Raw genomic sequence first — 13,767 nt, forward strand, 5'->3', positions numbered from 1 at the left:
TCGCTTCCACGCCGGCGCGGTACCATGTTCCGACCGCTCTACGGGTTTGCCGTCGAGGTCGCGCGCTTTGCGGCGTCGGTTGCGCCCGAGCGCGACGGCAAATTCTGGCGATCGCTCGGCGCGCGCAAGGGAATTCTCGAGCGCTACGCCGCGTGGGGCGCTGCCCACCGCGACGCCGCGCGGCCTTTACTGTGGATGCACGCGCCGTCGGTCGGCGAAGGGCTGCAGGCGCGGCCGGTGATCGAGCGGCTCCGCGCCTCGCACGACACGCTGCAGCTCGCCTACACCCATTTCTCTCCCAGCGCCGAGCGGTTCGCGCATTCGTTAGGCGCCGACTTCGCCGACTATTTGCCGTTCGATTCGGCGGCCGACGCGCGCGCGGCCCTGGACGCGCTGCGGCCCGACGCGCTCGTGTACAGCAAGCTCGATGTGTGGCCGGAGCTGACGCGCGAGGCGTCGCGGCGCGGCGTGGCCTTGGGCCTCATCAGCGCGACGCTGTCCGCGCGCTCGGCGCGGCGGTCGCGTGTCGTGGCGGCCCTGCTGCGCGATGCCTACGCGCGGCTCGACGCCGTGGGCGCCGTCGACCAGGACGACGCGGGCCGGCTACTTTCGTTAGGCGTGCGCGAGACGGCGCTCGAGGTCACGGGCGACACCCGCTACGACCAGGTGTGGTCGCGCGCCCAGAGCGTCGACCGCGCCGGGCCGCTGCTGGCGCCGTTAGCCAGCCCCCGCCCAACGATCGTCGCCGGCTCGACCTGGCCGGCCGATGAGGCGGTGCTGATGCCGGCCTGGCGCTCGGTGCGCCGGCAGATTCCCAATGTCCGGCTGATCATCGCGCCGCACGAACCGGCGCCGTCGCACCTGGCGTCGATCGAGCACTGGGCGGCTGCCGAGCGCCTCTCGCTCGCCCGCCTGGACGGCGCGCACGCGACGGCCGCCGATGTGGTGCTCGTGGATCGCGTCGGGGTGTTAGGCGAGCTCTACGCGCTGGCGACCGCGGCCTTCGTCGGCGGCGGATTCCACGACGCGGGCCTGCACTCGGTGATCGAGCCGGCCGCCTTCGGCGCGCCGGTGGCCTTCGGGCCGCGCTGCGAGCGAAGCCGGGACGCGATGCTGCTCGCCAAAGCGGGCGGCGGCGTACCCGTCCCGCAGGCAACCGCGCTCGCCGGCGCCCTCATCGGATGGCTGCATTCGGAGGCGGCGCGCCGGTCGGCCGGCGAACGGGCGCGCGCGGTGGTGCGAAACGGCCTGGGTGCGGCGGACCGGTCGGCCCGCCTGGTCGAGACCCTTCTCGAACGCGCCCGGCCCGAACGACCCGTCGCCTAACGGCCTGCCGGCGGCCCCGGCGACACGCCGACATCCGCGCCGGCGCCGAGGTTGCGCCGGACGCACTCGGCGAGCTCGGGCAGCTCGATCGGCTTCGTGATGACGTCGTCCGCGCCGGTGAGCACCATCCCCTCGCGCACCTGCCGTTCGCCTAACCCGCTCAGCATCACGATGCGCGTGTGCGCGCCGTGCGGATGCTCGCGCATCGCGCGGCACACCGCCCACCCATCGCGCCCCGGCATCAACACATCCAGTAGCACCAGCGCCGGATGCACGCCATCGAAGAGCGCCATCGCTTCGTTGGCGTTGTACGCAATCCGGACGGCATAGCCCCTGAGCTCGAGGTACCGCCGCAGAATGTCCGCGTTTTCTCTACTGTCATCAACGATGAGAATCGTCGGCTCACTCATAGCTGGCCACCCCTCGCTGACTCGGTGGCGCTGTGGGCGAGCAAAATATGAGCCATATCCAATCCTCCAGCTAACGAATGGAAAGGGCCGCCCGAGTCGTCAGGCGGCCCTTCGCATACTCGCCACGACCTGCAGAGGCCGTGTCCCCTAATGCCGGATCGTCTGCGGTCGGAACGCGAGACCGAAGCCGAAACCCGTCTGGCTCGGTCCCGACCCCACCGCGCCGACCGTGAGCGCGCCGCGCAGCGACAGCATCGAGTTCACTGCCCAATCGAGCCCGATGTCGAAGTTCACGTTGGCATCCGTGCCTTCTCCATTGCACGAGCTAACGCAGGCGTCGATCGACAGCCGCGGCGCGGCGTACGGCGTCAGCGACATCCCGTTCTGCAGCGGGAACCGGTGTCCGGCGACCACGCCGATCGGGATACGGAGAAAGCCGATGTCGCTCGAAAACGCGCCGTACAGGCCGCCGGTGAGCATGAGGTCGATGGGCATGTCCTGCGTCGAGCGGATCAGTTGCTGGCCGATGCCGCCGCCGATCAGAAACAGCGTCGATGCGCCCGATGGCGATGCGAAGCCGAGGTCGAACCCGATGTGCGTGTCCGGGCCGATGCCTTCTCTCCACTGCGCGAGTCCTGTCGTGCCGTAGTCGCCTCCGCCCGCCACCGCGAAATTGAACTCCCGCGTCGAGACTTCGGGCAACTGGAACGCCGGATAGTGCCACGCCTGCGCACTCACCTGGCCCGGCAGCATGGTCGAGGCCGCAGCTGCAACGAGCGCGGCGATGAACGTCGACATCGTGCGATTCATGAGACTCCTCCCCTGGGCTGGAACTCGTCGCGCCCACCCGGGCGCGCGCATCACCGACTGATGCTCGCCTGCTCCGTCACAATCCGGACCTGATTGTCCACCACCTGTAGGAAACCGCCGGCCACCGTGAATCGCTGTGCGGCCGACCCGTCTTCGACCCGCAACGTCCCCCTGCCTAACGCCGTGATCATCGGCGCGTGGTTCGTCAGAATACCGACCTCGCCGTCGAAGGCAGGCGCGATGACGGCCGTCGCCTGGCCCTCGAACAGCGTCGCTTCCGCGGAGATGACCGAGACCGTCAACACGATCGGCGCCTCAATCCTTGAGCGTTTTCGCTTTGGCGACCGCTTCCTCGATTCCGCCCACCATGTAGAACGCCTGCTCCGGCAGGTCATCGAACTCACCGGCCACCACGCGCTCGAACGACTGGACTGTCTCCTCGAGCTTCACGTACTTGCCTTCGATGCCGGTGAACTGCTGGGCCACGGCGAACGGCTGCGAGAGGAAGCGTTGCACGCGGCGCGCACGCGCGACCACGCGCTTGTCGTCTTCCGACAACTCGTCCATGCCCAGGATCGCGATGATGTCCTGCAGCTCCTTGTACCGCTGCAGAATACGCAGGACCTCGGACGCGGCGTTGTAATGCCGATCACCAAGATACTGTGCCGCCAGGATGCGAGAGCCCGAAGCGAGCGGGTCCACAGCAGGATAGATGCCGATCTCGGTGAGTGCCCGCGACAATACGACGGTGGCGTCGAGGTGTGCGAAGGCAGTCGCCGGCGCCGGGTCGGTGATGTCGTCGGCCGGCACGTAGATCGCCTGCACCGACGTGATCGATCCGCTCTTGGTCGACGTGATGCGTTCCTGCAGGTCGCCCATTTCCGTCGCCAGCGTCGGCTGGTACCCCACGGCGCTCGGCATGCGGCCCAGGAGCGCGGACACTTCCGAGCCCGCCTGCGTGAAGCGGAAGATGTTGTCGATGAACAGGAGCACGTCCTGGTGTTCCACATCGCGGAAATACTCGGCGACCGTTAGGCCGGAGAGGCCCACGCGCAGGCGGGCGCCCGGCGGCTCGTTCATCTGGCCGTAGATGAGCGCCACCGAGTCGAGGATCTTGGCTTCCTTGAACTCGAGGTAGAGGTCGTTGCCCTCGCGCGTGCGCTCGCCGACGCCGCAGAACACGGACCGGCCGCCGTGTCCCTTCTGCACGTTGTTGATGAGCTCCTGGATGATGACCGTCTTCCCGACGCCGGCGCCGCCGAACAAGCCGATCTTGCCGCCTTTGACGAACGGCGCGATGAGGTCGATGACCTTGATGCCCGTCTCGAAGATCTCGGTCTTGGGCTCGAGATTCACGAATGCCGGGCTCGACCGGTGAATCGGCCAGCGGGGCGCGTCGGCGGGAATCGCCGCGCCGTTGTCGACCGGCTCGCCGAGCACGTTGAGAATGCGGCCTAACGCAGCGTTGCCGACGGGCACGGAGATCGGCCCGTCGAGGTCCGTGACGTCCATGCCGCGCTGGACGCCGTCGGTGCTCGACATGGCGACCGCGCGCACCTGGTTGCGGCCGATGTGCTGCTGCACCTCGGCCACCAAGCGGACGTGCCCGCCGCCGTCGGAATCCTGGTCGATCTCGAGCGCGTTGTAGATCTCCGGGAGGTGTTCCGACTCGAATTCCACGTCGAGCACGGGACCGATCACCTGGACGACCTTGCCGGTTTGCGTGGCAGCCATGCGTGTATTCCCCGAAAGTGTACGCCGCCGGCGCCGCCGGCGCCCGCGGTGATCCGTTAGTCCGTTAGCCCTTGAGCGCTTCCGCGCCGCCGACGATCTCGGCGATCTCCTGCGTGATCTGCGCCTGCCGCGCCCGGTTGTACGTCCGCCGGAGCACGTTCAGCATCTCGCCCGCGTTGTCGGTCGCATTCTTCATCGCCGTCCGCCGCGCACCCTGCTCGCCGGCCGCCGTCTCCACCAACGCCCGGTAGACGGCGTTGCGCACGTAGAGCGGGAGCAGCTGCGTGAGGATCGCCTGCGCGCTCGGGAAGAGCAGGTAGTCGCGCGCGGCGCCTTTGCGCTCCGGCGGCGTCACAGGCAGGATGCGATCGGCGGTCGGCGGGGTCGAGAGCGGCGAATTGTACTTCGCGTACACGACGTACACGGCGTCCAGCCGTCTGCTCACGAAGTCGTGCATCACGCCATCCACGAGCTCCGCCGCGTGCTCGGCGCGCGGCCGGTCGCCGATGTCCACCCGCGACGACGCGATCGGCGTCCCGATGTAGCGGAAGAACCCGACGCCCTTGCGGCCGACGATGTGCAACTCGGTCTCGGCGGAGGCCGCGCCTAACTTGGCCACCAGGTGCCGCGCTTCGCGGATGAGGTTCGCGTTGAACGCGCCGGCGAGTCCGCGGTTCGACGTGATGAGCAGCACCGCCGCGCGCTTGACCGTGGCCGGCTGCCGGAGCAGCGGGAATTCCTCGGCCAGCGCCGGCGAATACAGATCGGCGATCACGTCCGCCAGCGCGCGTGCGTACGGCCGCGCCGCGACCACGCGATCCTGCGCGCGCTTCAGCTTGGAGGTCGACACCATCTCCATCGTGCGCGTGATCTTGCGCGTGCCCTCGACGGACTTGATGCGCGACTTGAGCTCTCGACCTTTGGCCATTGCCTAACGGAGAACGGGAAGACGAGTGGATGATCGGATCACTTGGCTCCGCGCCGCGTGCCCCAGTCCTGCTTGTACGCCTCGATGCCCCGGCGCAGCGCCGCCTCCGTCTCCTTCGACAGCACCTTCTCCTTCCGGATCGCCTGCCCCACCTGCGGGAACTGCTCGGCCATGAATTTGTGGAACCCAGCCTCCCACTCGCGAATGTCGTGCACCGCGACATCGTCGAGGAACCCGTTGCTCACCGCGTAGATGATCATCACCTGCTGCTCGACGGGCATCGGCGCGTACTGCGGCTGCTTGAGCACTTCCACCGTCCGCACGCCGCGGTCCAACTGCGCCTTGGTCGCCTTGTCGAGGTCCGATGCGAACGCCGCGAACGCCTCGAGCTCGCGATATTGCGCGAGGTCGAGACGCAGCCGTCCGGCAACCGCTCGCATCGCTTTGATCTGCGCCGATCCGCCGACGCGCGACACCGAGATGCCGGCGTTCACGGCGGGACGTGTGCCCGCGTTGAACAGGTCGGCCTCGAGGAAGATCTGCCCATCGGTGATCGAGATGACGTTCGTCGGAATGTACGCCGACACGTCGCCGGCTTGCGTTTCGATGATCGGCAGCGCCGTGAGCGAGCCGCCCGGCTTGAAGATGGTCTTGTCGTCGACGACCGATGGATCTTCGCTGATCTTCGCGGCGCGCTCGAGCAGCCGAGAGTGCAGATAGAACACGTCGCCGGGATACGCTTCGCGTCCGGGCGGGCGACGCAACACGAGCGAGATTGCGCGATAGGCGGCGGCCTGTTTCGACAAGTCGTCGTAGACGCAGAGCGTCGCTTTGCCTTCGTGGTACATGAAGTACTCGGCCATTGCGCACCCGGTATACGGCGCGATGTACTGCATCGGCGCCGGATCCGACGCCGCGGCGACGACGACGATCGTGTAGTCCATCGCCCCGAATTGGCGCAGCTTCTCGACCGTGGAGGCGACCGTCGACTTCTTCTGGCCGATCGCGACGTACACGCAGATCACGCCAGCGCCCTTCTGATTGATGATCGTGTCGATCGCGATCGCGGTCTTTCCGATCGCGCGGTCGCCGATGATCAACTCGCGCTGGCCGCGTCCGATCGGAATCATCGAGTCGATGGCCTTGATCCCTGTCTGCAGCGGCTCCTTCACCGGCTGCCTGACGATGATGCCCGGGGCGTCGGACTCGACCTTGCGCGTCCGCGTGGCGGCGACGGGCCCTTTCCCGTCGATCGGGTTGCCTAACCCATCGACGACGCGGCCCACCAGCTCCGGCCCAACGGGCACCTCGAGCACGCGCGCCGTGCGGCGGACTTCGTCGCCTTCCTTGAGCTGGAGGTAGTCGCCGAGGATGACGGCGCCGATGTTGTCTTCCTCGAGGTTGAGCGCGAGGGCCACGACATTCTCGCCGGTTTCGCTGGATGTGACTTCGAGCATCTCACCGGCCATGGCTTTCGTGAGGCCGTAGATGCGAGCGATGCCGTCTTTGACCTCGAGCACGGTGCCTACCTCTTCGACATCGAGCTCGTGCAGGTCGGCTGCTTCGATCTCGCGCAGAAGGATGTCTTTGATCTCTGCGGGGCGGAGCGAGGTGTCGGATGCCATGGGTGGTGGGGCTAGGAGGTCCGTGTGAGGTATGGGCCGGCCCGCCGAATCAGTCCACTCGGCAGCTTGTGAAATTTATCACAAGGTGCCGGACGAGACAAGACCACGCGATGCCGTTCGGACAAACCCTTCTATCAGATCATTTGGCCGCAACCGGGCGAGCGATGTTGCTGGTCGACCCACCAGACGCTCCGCGACCGCAGAAAGTTGCGACACCGATGCGTACCCCAACAGACGAACGACATCCCGCAAATCATACCCCGGATTCTTGGCCAACTCCGCCGCGGCAAGCAGCCGCACCAAATCGATCACCCGCTTGAGCGTCGCCTGCGGCTTCCCGGCATGCCCGAAACTCCGGCTCAAGTGCTCGCGAGTCACGGCCAGCGCCTTCGCCAACTCCTGCGTCCGGACCACTCGTCCGGCTCGACCGGCGATGAATCGCCAGGCGCTTCGCTGTATCCGGGTCTCCAAGCCGAGTTCCCGCGGCGGCTCGGCGAGAGCAGTGGCGAATCTCGTCGAGAAACCGTGGACTGTCACGGCGTGCCGCAGCATCCCGTCGTCCACGCCATCGGCCAGGACGTCGGCGACGCCGCAGTTGGCGCACGCGGCGATCGCCGGCGCGTCGACCGCACGGAACGGCGTGACGGCGACGAACGCGACGCTCGGGAACTCGCGCGCGAGCGACGCGGCAGCGAGCACGTCTTCCGGTCCACCCAGGTCGACGACGACGAGGTCGACGAGCGTGGCGTGCAGTCTTCGATCGAGCGTCCCCAGCGACCGTGTAATTGCCACTCGACCGTCTCGACGCGAGATACTCGTGCGCACCAATTCGCGCGTTCGTGCGCGCGGCGCGTGTGCCACCACGAGACGTGAGCCGGCAGCAGCGACACGTGCGCGCCGCGGCGTCACGGCGCGACACCTGCGCCGTGCTCCGGCGGGACGAGCTCGGCCGCGCGGGTGAGCACGCCGCGCGCGTTCTCGTAGGACACTCGCGCTAACGCCTCCTCGAGCGTCAGCCACGTGCACGCCGTGATGCCTTCCTCGCGTTGCGGCGACGTGGTCGCGGTGGCGCTTTCCATGAGGAAGAAGTGACAGGTCTTGTGAACGAGACGGCCTCGAAACCGGAAGTACCAATCTATGGTATCGATCGGCGCGCGCAGCGTCAGCGCGTGGAGACCCGTTTCCTCCTCGACCTCGCGCCGTGCCGCCGACTCGAGCGCTTCGTTGTGTTCGACGTGGCCCTTGGGGAATCCCCAGTTGTGGTACGCGTCGCGGATGAGCAGGAACAGCGGCGCGCCATCCACCAGGCGATACACGACGCCGCCGGCCGACGTCTCCCGCTTTGCCCGCGACCGCACCATCAGAAGATTTTGACAGACAGGTACTGACGCGGGTGCGCGCGGATCTCGGCCACGAGCTCGCGCATCTGCGAGAGCAGCGCGTCGCCGTTCTGGTACAGCGTCGGGTCGTTGACCATCATGCCCAACGATCCCTGGCCGCGGTCGATCTTGCCTAACACCGAGTCGGCGTGCGTGAGCACCGATGCGAGCTGCTGCTGGGTCGCGATGAGCGTGTGCGACGCGCCGCGCAGGTCGTGCGACGTCGCCTTGATGTCTTCCGACGCCTCGCCGACGTTGTCCATGATCTGGCGGATCTGGCCTTTGGACGTCGAGGAGTCGACGCGGTCGGCGGTGTGCTGCACGGCCAGCGCGGTGGCGTTGATGGTGCCCACCGTCTTGTGGACGTCGCTTCCTAACTGAGTAAGACTCGCCGACTGCGACCGCACCGTGCGCTCGAGCTCGGCCGACAGGTCGGCGAAGTTGCGGATCGATTGCCGCAGCTCGTTCGCCGCCCGGTCGTCGAACGCCACCTGGAACCGGTCCGCCACCCGCGACATGTCGCCGGCGATGCGTCCCGCGACGGCCGTTAGCTGCGCGATGTCCGGCAGCCGCGCGCCGGGGATGGCGTTGCCCCGCCCCACGGCCGCCGATTGCGCGAGCTGCTGCTGCACATCCGCGTCGTCGGGCGCCGCCGCGCGCTCCATGATCGTGGCCTGCCATTCGCCGAACATGCTCGACTCGCTCAGCACGACCACCGGATTGCTCGGCAGTTTGATATCGGGGTCGAGCGACATCTTGACCAACACCCATCCGGTTGGCTCGAGCTCGATGGATTGGATGCGGCCCGCCTGGACGCCGCGGATGACCACCGAATTGCCGACCTTCGCGTTGCCGACGTCGGTGAAGCGCGCCACGACATCGCGCTGCTTGGACCCGATGCTGGTCTGGCTCAGCCAGAGAGTGAAGAGCACGATGGCGACGATCGACCCGATCACCACCAGCCCGACCGTGAAGTCATTTCCGCGTTTCATGCGCGTCCTCCGCGTGCGGGAGTGACCGCGGCCGCCGATGCCGTCGCGGCCGGCGATGCCGTCTCGCCGTCTTCGAGTGTCGCACGCCCCTCGATGAACTGGCGCACGATGGGGTCTTTCGATTGTTGAATCTGGTCCACCGTCCCGACTTGCCGGACCCGTCCCTCGTACAGCATCGCGATGCGGCTGCCCACGCGATATGCGCTCCGCATGTCGTGCGTGATGACGACGCTCGTCACGCCTAACTTCTCCCGCATGCGGATCATGAGCTCGTCGATCACCGCGCTGGTGACCGGATCGAGCCCGGTGGTGGGTTCATCGTAGAGGATGTACTTGGGTCTGAGCGCGACGGCGCGCGCGATGCCCACGCGCTTGCGCATGCCGCCCGAGAGCTCGGCCGGATAGCGCTGTTGCACGTCGGGGAGGTCGACCAGCTCGAGCGCCTCGGACACCCGCTGCTGGATCTCGCTCTCCGACATCTCGGGGCGTTTGCGCAGCCCCATGGCCACGTTGTCGCCGATGGTCATGGAGTCGAAGAGCGCCGCGAATTGAAACACGTAGCCGATGTGCGCACGCAGCTCGTACAACTCTTTGCGCGGGAGCGTCGGCACGTCTTTGTCATCGACCTCGATGGTGCCGCGGTCGGGCTCGAGCAACCCCACGACGTGTTTGATCGCGACCGACTTGCCGGCTCCCGAATACCCGATGATGACGACCGCTTCGCCCTCGTGGACATCGAGCGTGAATCCATCGAGGACTTTCTTGTCGCCGAATGACTTGTAGACGTCGACCCACTTGATCATCAGGACCGTCCATGGAGCCACGTCATGGCCCAGAAAGCATCGAGCACGAGAATCATCACTGCGGAGTATACGACGGCGGCCGTGGCTGCATTGCCCACGCCTTCGGCGCCGCCCCGCGCGCGCAGTCCTTTGTAGCAGCCGATCAGCGTGACCGCCAACCCGAAGCTCGCGGATTTCACGAGTCCGTATTCGATGTCGAACGCGCTGAAGAACAGGCGCGCGCCCTTGAGAAATTCGTCACTCGACAACTGCAGGAAGCCGAGCGATGCCAGCCAGCCTGCGCCTAACCCAACGATCATTGCCACGCCGACGATCAGCGGGAACATGATCGTCCCCGCGATCACCCGCGGCACGACGAGATATGCATCCGGATCGTACGCCAGCGTTTCCAACGCATCCACCTGCTCAGTCACGCGCATCGTGCCCAGCTCGGCGGCGATGTTCGCGCCCACGCGTCCTGCGAGCGCGAGTCCCGTGAGCACCGGCGCGAGCTCGAGCGTGATCGTCTTTTCGACCAGCGTTCCGACGAAGTAGAGTGGAACCGCGCCCGTGAACGAGTAGCTGGCCAGGAGCGCCAGCACGATGCCGGTGAAGATCGCGATGAGCAACCCGATGGGAAGCGAATCGACGCCCAGTCGCCGCATCTGCAGCGTGGCGTTGGGAAACCAGGTACGCCCGGCGGCGAGTGCCCGGGCGGCTTCCTCGAGGAAGCGACCCGCGCGCCCGGCTTCCTCGATTCTGAAGCGGACCCATCGTCCGGTCGCCTCGATCACGCCCATAATCTGCGGCAAGGCGATGGCTGCGGCAACGCGTGCGCGTGCGGGAGGGCGGCAATTGCCGCCGCGGGTGTTGAGATTTTCGCGTCCGTCGTCGAAGCTTCAGGAGCGCGGCATTCCGGCCTCGCGCCCTCTCCCTGTATTGAGTCGACATGGTTCGATCCCTCCTCGTCGCGACGCTCGCCTGTACGGCGGCGGTGCACGTGTCCGCGCAGGCAATCAAGAAAGGGACCACGCGAGCTCCGGCGACGCCGGCGAGCCACGCGCCGGTCGCCGATACTGCGACGCCGCCATCGGGCGACACGGTCGTCGTGACGGGCTTCGTGTTGGACAGTCTGCGGGAGCTGCCGTTGGCCGGGGCGACGGTCCTCATCACGAACACGACCTTCGCAGCGACCACTGATCCATCGGGACGGTTTCGCATCGTAGCTCACGGTCTGCACGACGGGATGTATCAGGTGGGATTTTTTCATCCCACGCTCGATTCACTCGGCATCTCGCCGCCGACGCAGCCGGTGCTCATCTCGCAGGGGAAGGCATCGTTCGTGCAATTGTACGTGCCGTCGGCGGGAACCGTGGTGGCATCGGTGTGTCCCGACTCGACGCGCACGGAAGGGCGCGGGCTGGTGATGGGCATCGTGCGTGACGCATCGACGGAAAAGCCGGCGACGGGAGTGCGTGTGGTGCTCATGTGGACGGGCGTGAGCGTTGCGGGCAATTCGGTGCTCAAGGTGCCTCAGGCGACGAGTGTGTTGACGGACGACATGGGCACGTTCCGCGCCTGCGGCGTGCCGACGCAGACGCTGGTGCGATTGCAGGCGCGCTCGTCGGCCGGTGCCAGCGGCTGGATCGAGGTGACGGTGCCGCCCACCGGGCTGGCACTGCGCGACGTGCTGTTAGGCGAGCGGCCGGCGGTGGTGGCGCAGGCGCCGGCGTCGGCGCCGGGGACGCCGGACACCGCGTCGGCGCGCAAACCGGCGCCGCCCGGCAGCGCGACGCTCACCGGCCACGTGACGTCCGCCGAGGGCAAGCCGCTCGAGGGCGCGATGGTGCTGCTCTTGGGCACGCAGCTCTCGGCGCGCAGCGATGTCGACGGCGCGTTCCGCCTAACCGGGCTACCGGCCGGCACGCAGAGCGTGGAGGTGCGCGAGATCGGCTACTCGCCCAAACGGTTCGCGGTCGATCTGACGCCGCGCCACCCGAGCACGCTCACGGCCACCCTCGACGAGCACACGACGGTGCTCAAGACGATGGAGATCACGGCGAAGCGCGGCTCCGAGATCGCGGGCTTTGACCAACGGAAGAAGAGCGGGTTGGGCTACTACATGGATCGCGACCAGATCGAGAAGTCGAACCCGATCAGCACGACGGACCTGTTCCGCCAGGTGCCGGGTCTCACCGTGGCGTGGGATGGCGAAGGCTATTCGGTGCAGGTGAACCGCAACTCCAACGGCGGCTCGTGTCCCGTGGCCTACTACATCGACGGCTCGCCGTTCCTGTCGGTCGGAGACGACATCGATCAGATCGTGCAGCCGCAGGACGTCGCGGCGATCGAAGTCTACAAGAGCTCGGCGGAGACGCCGATGCAGTTCCAGGGCGCGGACGGCGGACCGTGCGGGACGATTGTGATCTGGACGAAGCGCCGAGTGGGGCGGACGGGTCCCGACTCGAGCGGCGAGAACAACTGAGCGTGGGGGCGGGCCGGGGGCAGGATGCACGAAGGCCCGCGCGCGAGCGCGGGCCTTGGTGCATCGTGCCCACGGCCACCGCGTTAGGCGGCGAAGCTGCCTAACGCACGACCGACGTCGCCTTCGCGCAGCCGCTTGAGCGCGCGGTCTCTGAGCTGCCGCACCCGCTCGCGCGTGACGCCGAGCATCGAACCGATCTCCTCGAGCGTATGTTCGCGGCCGCCGTCCAGCCCGAAGTAGAGCCGCAGCACCTTCGCGTCGCGCGCCGGCAGCGTGCTCAACGCCTGCTCGATTTCGTCCGTGAGGAACCGGTTCATCGCTTCCTCTTCGGCGTCCGGCATCTCGTCCGCCACGAACCGCTCGATGAGCGACCGATCCCCTTCCGGATCCATCGGCGCATCGAGCCGCACATCGCCCGTGTTGAGCGCCGCGAGCGACTGCACGACGTCAACCGACAACCCGGTGAGATGCGCCAGCTCTTCCGGCAACGGCTCGCGCCGCAGCTTCTGTCGCAGAATCTCCGACGCCTTGATGATGCGCGAAAGATCCGCCGTCCGATTGAGCGGCACGCGCACCGTGCGCCCCTGGCGTGCGAGCGACGACAGAATCGCCTGCCGAATCCACCAGACCGCATACGAAATGAACTTCACTCCCTGATCAGGATCGAACTTTCGCGCGGCAGTGAGCAACCCGACGTTCCCCTCACCAATGAGATCGATGAGCGGAAGTCCGCGGTTCTGATACTTCTTCGCCACCGAAATCACGAACCGGAGGTTGCGCTTCACCAGCTCCTGCAGCGCATCCTGATCGCCCGCGCGGATCTTCCGCGCGAGATCGAGCTCCTGCGTCCCCTTGAGCAAGGGATAGGTGCTCACCTCGTAGAGGTATTGATCCAGGATGTCACGCTCGGGCTCGGTTGGAGCGATCCCGGCGGGAGCGGCGCGGCGCCGACGGCGCTTGACTTCGGTCATTGGTGCGTGGCCTCTATTGCGAAACGCGTTTCGTGTTCGGATGTTGAGATATACGAGCGAGTTCAATGGCGCGTTCACCAGCGTCCGGCAGCCACCAGACACTCGTGAAAGCGGTCCTAAAATAAGAGGATTCGCCCAACGCGCCAGTCCCAGTTTCTTGACAACTCCTAATGGGTCGGCTATCCTGAGAGGTTCCCGGTCAAAATGGGCGGCATGCGCAACGCCGGGCGCAAATCTGTGTCGGGGGCGTAGCTCAGTTGGGAGAGCGCGTGAATGGCATTCACGAGGTCAGGGGTTCGATTCCCCTCGCCTCCACTGATGCGGG

General features: G+C 66.9%; 14 protein-coding genes and 1 tRNA gene. 3 read left to right on the plus strand and 12 right to left on the minus strand.

The genetic code is table 11. From position 1 onward, the window contains the following. The first annotated feature begins 24 nt into the window (after positions 1-24). Positions 25-1,326: a glycosyltransferase N-terminal domain-containing protein gene (locus tag VFW04_04625; GenBank protein ID HEX5178591.1), complete on the plus strand. Its 1,302-nt coding sequence runs from the start codon at positions 25-27 to the stop codon at positions 1,324-1,326. Here the strand turns inward: VFW04_04625 and VFW04_04630 are convergent. The 11 genes from VFW04_04630 to VFW04_04680 all read right to left on the minus strand — a co-directional run bounded on the left by VFW04_04630 (position 1,323) and on the right by VFW04_04680 (position 10,798). Next, positions 1,323-1,736, minus strand: a complete 414-nt coding sequence (locus VFW04_04630) for a response regulator (GenBank protein ID HEX5178592.1) — start codon at positions 1,734-1,736, stop codon at positions 1,323-1,325. The genes VFW04_04625 and VFW04_04630 overlap by 4 nt on opposite strands. Before the next feature lie 147 nt (positions 1,737-1,883). Further along, positions 1,884-2,546 carry a hypothetical protein gene (locus tag VFW04_04635; protein HEX5178593.1) on the minus strand — a complete coding sequence of 221 codons (663 nt, stop codon included), beginning with the start codon at positions 2,544-2,546 and terminating at the stop codon, positions 1,884-1,886. Positions 2,547-2,596: 50 nt separating this feature from the next. After that, on the minus strand, positions 2,597-2,851 hold the full coding sequence (gene atpC, locus VFW04_04640; protein HEX5178594.1) for an ATP synthase F1 subunit epsilon: 255 nt from the start codon (positions 2,849-2,851) through the stop codon (positions 2,597-2,599). Positions 2,852-2,861: 10 nt separating this feature from the next. Next, entirely contained in the window at positions 2,862-4,280 is a 1,419-nt protein-coding gene (atpD, locus tag VFW04_04645) for a F0F1 ATP synthase subunit beta (GenBank protein ID HEX5178595.1), read from the minus strand. 64 nt (positions 4,281-4,344) lie between these two features. Continuing rightward, positions 4,345-5,208 (minus strand): ATP synthase F1 subunit gamma, encoded by an 864-nt coding sequence (gene atpG, locus VFW04_04650; protein ID HEX5178596.1) that lies wholly within the window; start codon positions 5,206-5,208, stop codon positions 4,345-4,347. 38 nt (positions 5,209-5,246) lie between these two features. Then, entirely contained in the window at positions 5,247-6,833 is a 1,587-nt protein-coding gene (gene atpA, locus VFW04_04655) for a F0F1 ATP synthase subunit alpha (protein ID HEX5178597.1), read from the minus strand. A gap of 78 nt (positions 6,834-6,911) precedes the next feature. Then, positions 6,912-7,625: a helix-turn-helix domain-containing protein gene (locus tag VFW04_04660; GenBank protein ID HEX5178598.1), complete on the minus strand. Its 714-nt coding sequence runs from the start codon at positions 7,623-7,625 to the stop codon at positions 6,912-6,914. A gap of 113 nt (positions 7,626-7,738) precedes the next feature. Then, positions 7,739-8,191 (minus strand): NUDIX hydrolase, encoded by a 453-nt coding sequence (locus tag VFW04_04665; protein HEX5178599.1) that lies wholly within the window; start codon positions 8,189-8,191, stop codon positions 7,739-7,741. Positions 8,192-8,193: 2 nt separating this feature from the next. Then, on the minus strand, positions 8,194-9,204 hold the full coding sequence (locus VFW04_04670; GenBank protein ID HEX5178600.1) for an MlaD family protein: 1,011 nt from the start codon (positions 9,202-9,204) through the stop codon (positions 8,194-8,196). Beyond that, complete coding sequence (locus VFW04_04675) at positions 9,201-10,007, minus strand: ABC transporter ATP-binding protein (protein HEX5178601.1); 807 nt, start codon at positions 10,005-10,007, stop codon at positions 9,201-9,203. Before VFW04_04675 ends, VFW04_04670 begins: the two co-directional genes overlap by 4 nt. Beyond that, the gene (locus VFW04_04680) at positions 10,007-10,798 is read right to left on the minus strand and encodes an ABC transporter permease (protein ID HEX5178602.1); all 792 of its coding nucleotides are present in this window, start codon (positions 10,796-10,798) and stop codon (positions 10,007-10,009) included. Before VFW04_04680 ends, VFW04_04675 begins: the two co-directional genes overlap by 1 nt. A 137-nt stretch (positions 10,799-10,935) precedes the next feature. On the opposite strand from VFW04_04680, the gene VFW04_04685 reads away from it, so the two are divergent. Next, on the plus strand, positions 10,936-12,471 hold the full coding sequence (locus VFW04_04685) for a carboxypeptidase regulatory-like domain-containing protein (protein HEX5178603.1): 1,536 nt from the start codon (positions 10,936-10,938) through the stop codon (positions 12,469-12,471). 83 nt (positions 12,472-12,554) lie between these two features. Here the strand turns inward: VFW04_04685 and VFW04_04690 are convergent, their stop codons facing one another. Beyond that, positions 12,555-13,442, minus strand: coding sequence for an RNA polymerase sigma factor RpoD/SigA (locus VFW04_04690; GenBank protein HEX5178604.1), 888 nt, complete (start codon positions 13,440-13,442; stop codon positions 12,555-12,557). Between the two features lie 242 nt (positions 13,443-13,684). On the opposite strand from VFW04_04690, the gene VFW04_04695 reads away from it, so the two are divergent. Beyond that, positions 13,685-13,757: transfer RNA gene (locus VFW04_04695), tRNA-Ala, on the plus strand. Positions 13,758-13,767: the final 10 nt, after the last annotated feature.

It is taken from the genome of Gemmatimonadaceae bacterium (genome assembly GCA_036273715.1).
Lineage (GTDB): Bacteria > Gemmatimonadota > Gemmatimonadetes > Gemmatimonadales > Gemmatimonadaceae > JADGGM01.

Bases quoted from the DNA above. Each gene is read 5' to 3' on its own strand.
- VFW04_04625 (HEX5178591.1), top strand. From the start codon at position 25: ATGTTCCGACCGCTCTACGGGTTTGCCGTCGAGGTCGCGCGCTTTGCG.
- VFW04_04630 (HEX5178592.1), bottom strand. From the start codon at position 1,736: ATGAGTGAGCCGACGATTCTCATCGTTGATGACAGTAGAGAAAACGCG.
- VFW04_04635 (HEX5178593.1), bottom strand. From the start codon at position 2,546: ATGAATCGCACGATGTCGACGTTCATCGCCGCGCTCGTTGCAGCTGCG.
- atpD (HEX5178595.1), bottom strand. From the start codon at position 4,280: ATGGCTGCCACGCAAACCGGCAAGGTCGTCCAGGTGATCGGTCCCGTG.
- atpG (HEX5178596.1), bottom strand. From the start codon at position 5,208: ATGGCCAAAGGTCGAGAGCTCAAGTCGCGCATCAAGTCCGTCGAGGGC.
- atpA (HEX5178597.1), bottom strand. From the start codon at position 6,833: ATGGCATCCGACACCTCGCTCCGCCCCGCAGAGATCAAAGACATCCTT.
- VFW04_04670 (HEX5178600.1), bottom strand. From the start codon at position 9,204: ATGAAACGCGGAAATGACTTCACGGTCGGGCTGGTGGTGATCGGGTCG.
- VFW04_04675 (HEX5178601.1), bottom strand. From the start codon at position 10,007: ATGATCAAGTGGGTCGACGTCTACAAGTCATTCGGCGACAAGAAAGTC.
- VFW04_04685 (HEX5178603.1), top strand. From the start codon at position 10,936: ATGGTTCGATCCCTCCTCGTCGCGACGCTCGCCTGTACGGCGGCGGTG.
- VFW04_04690 (HEX5178604.1), bottom strand. From the start codon at position 13,442: ATGACCGAAGTCAAGCGCCGTCGGCGCCGCGCCGCTCCCGCCGGGATC.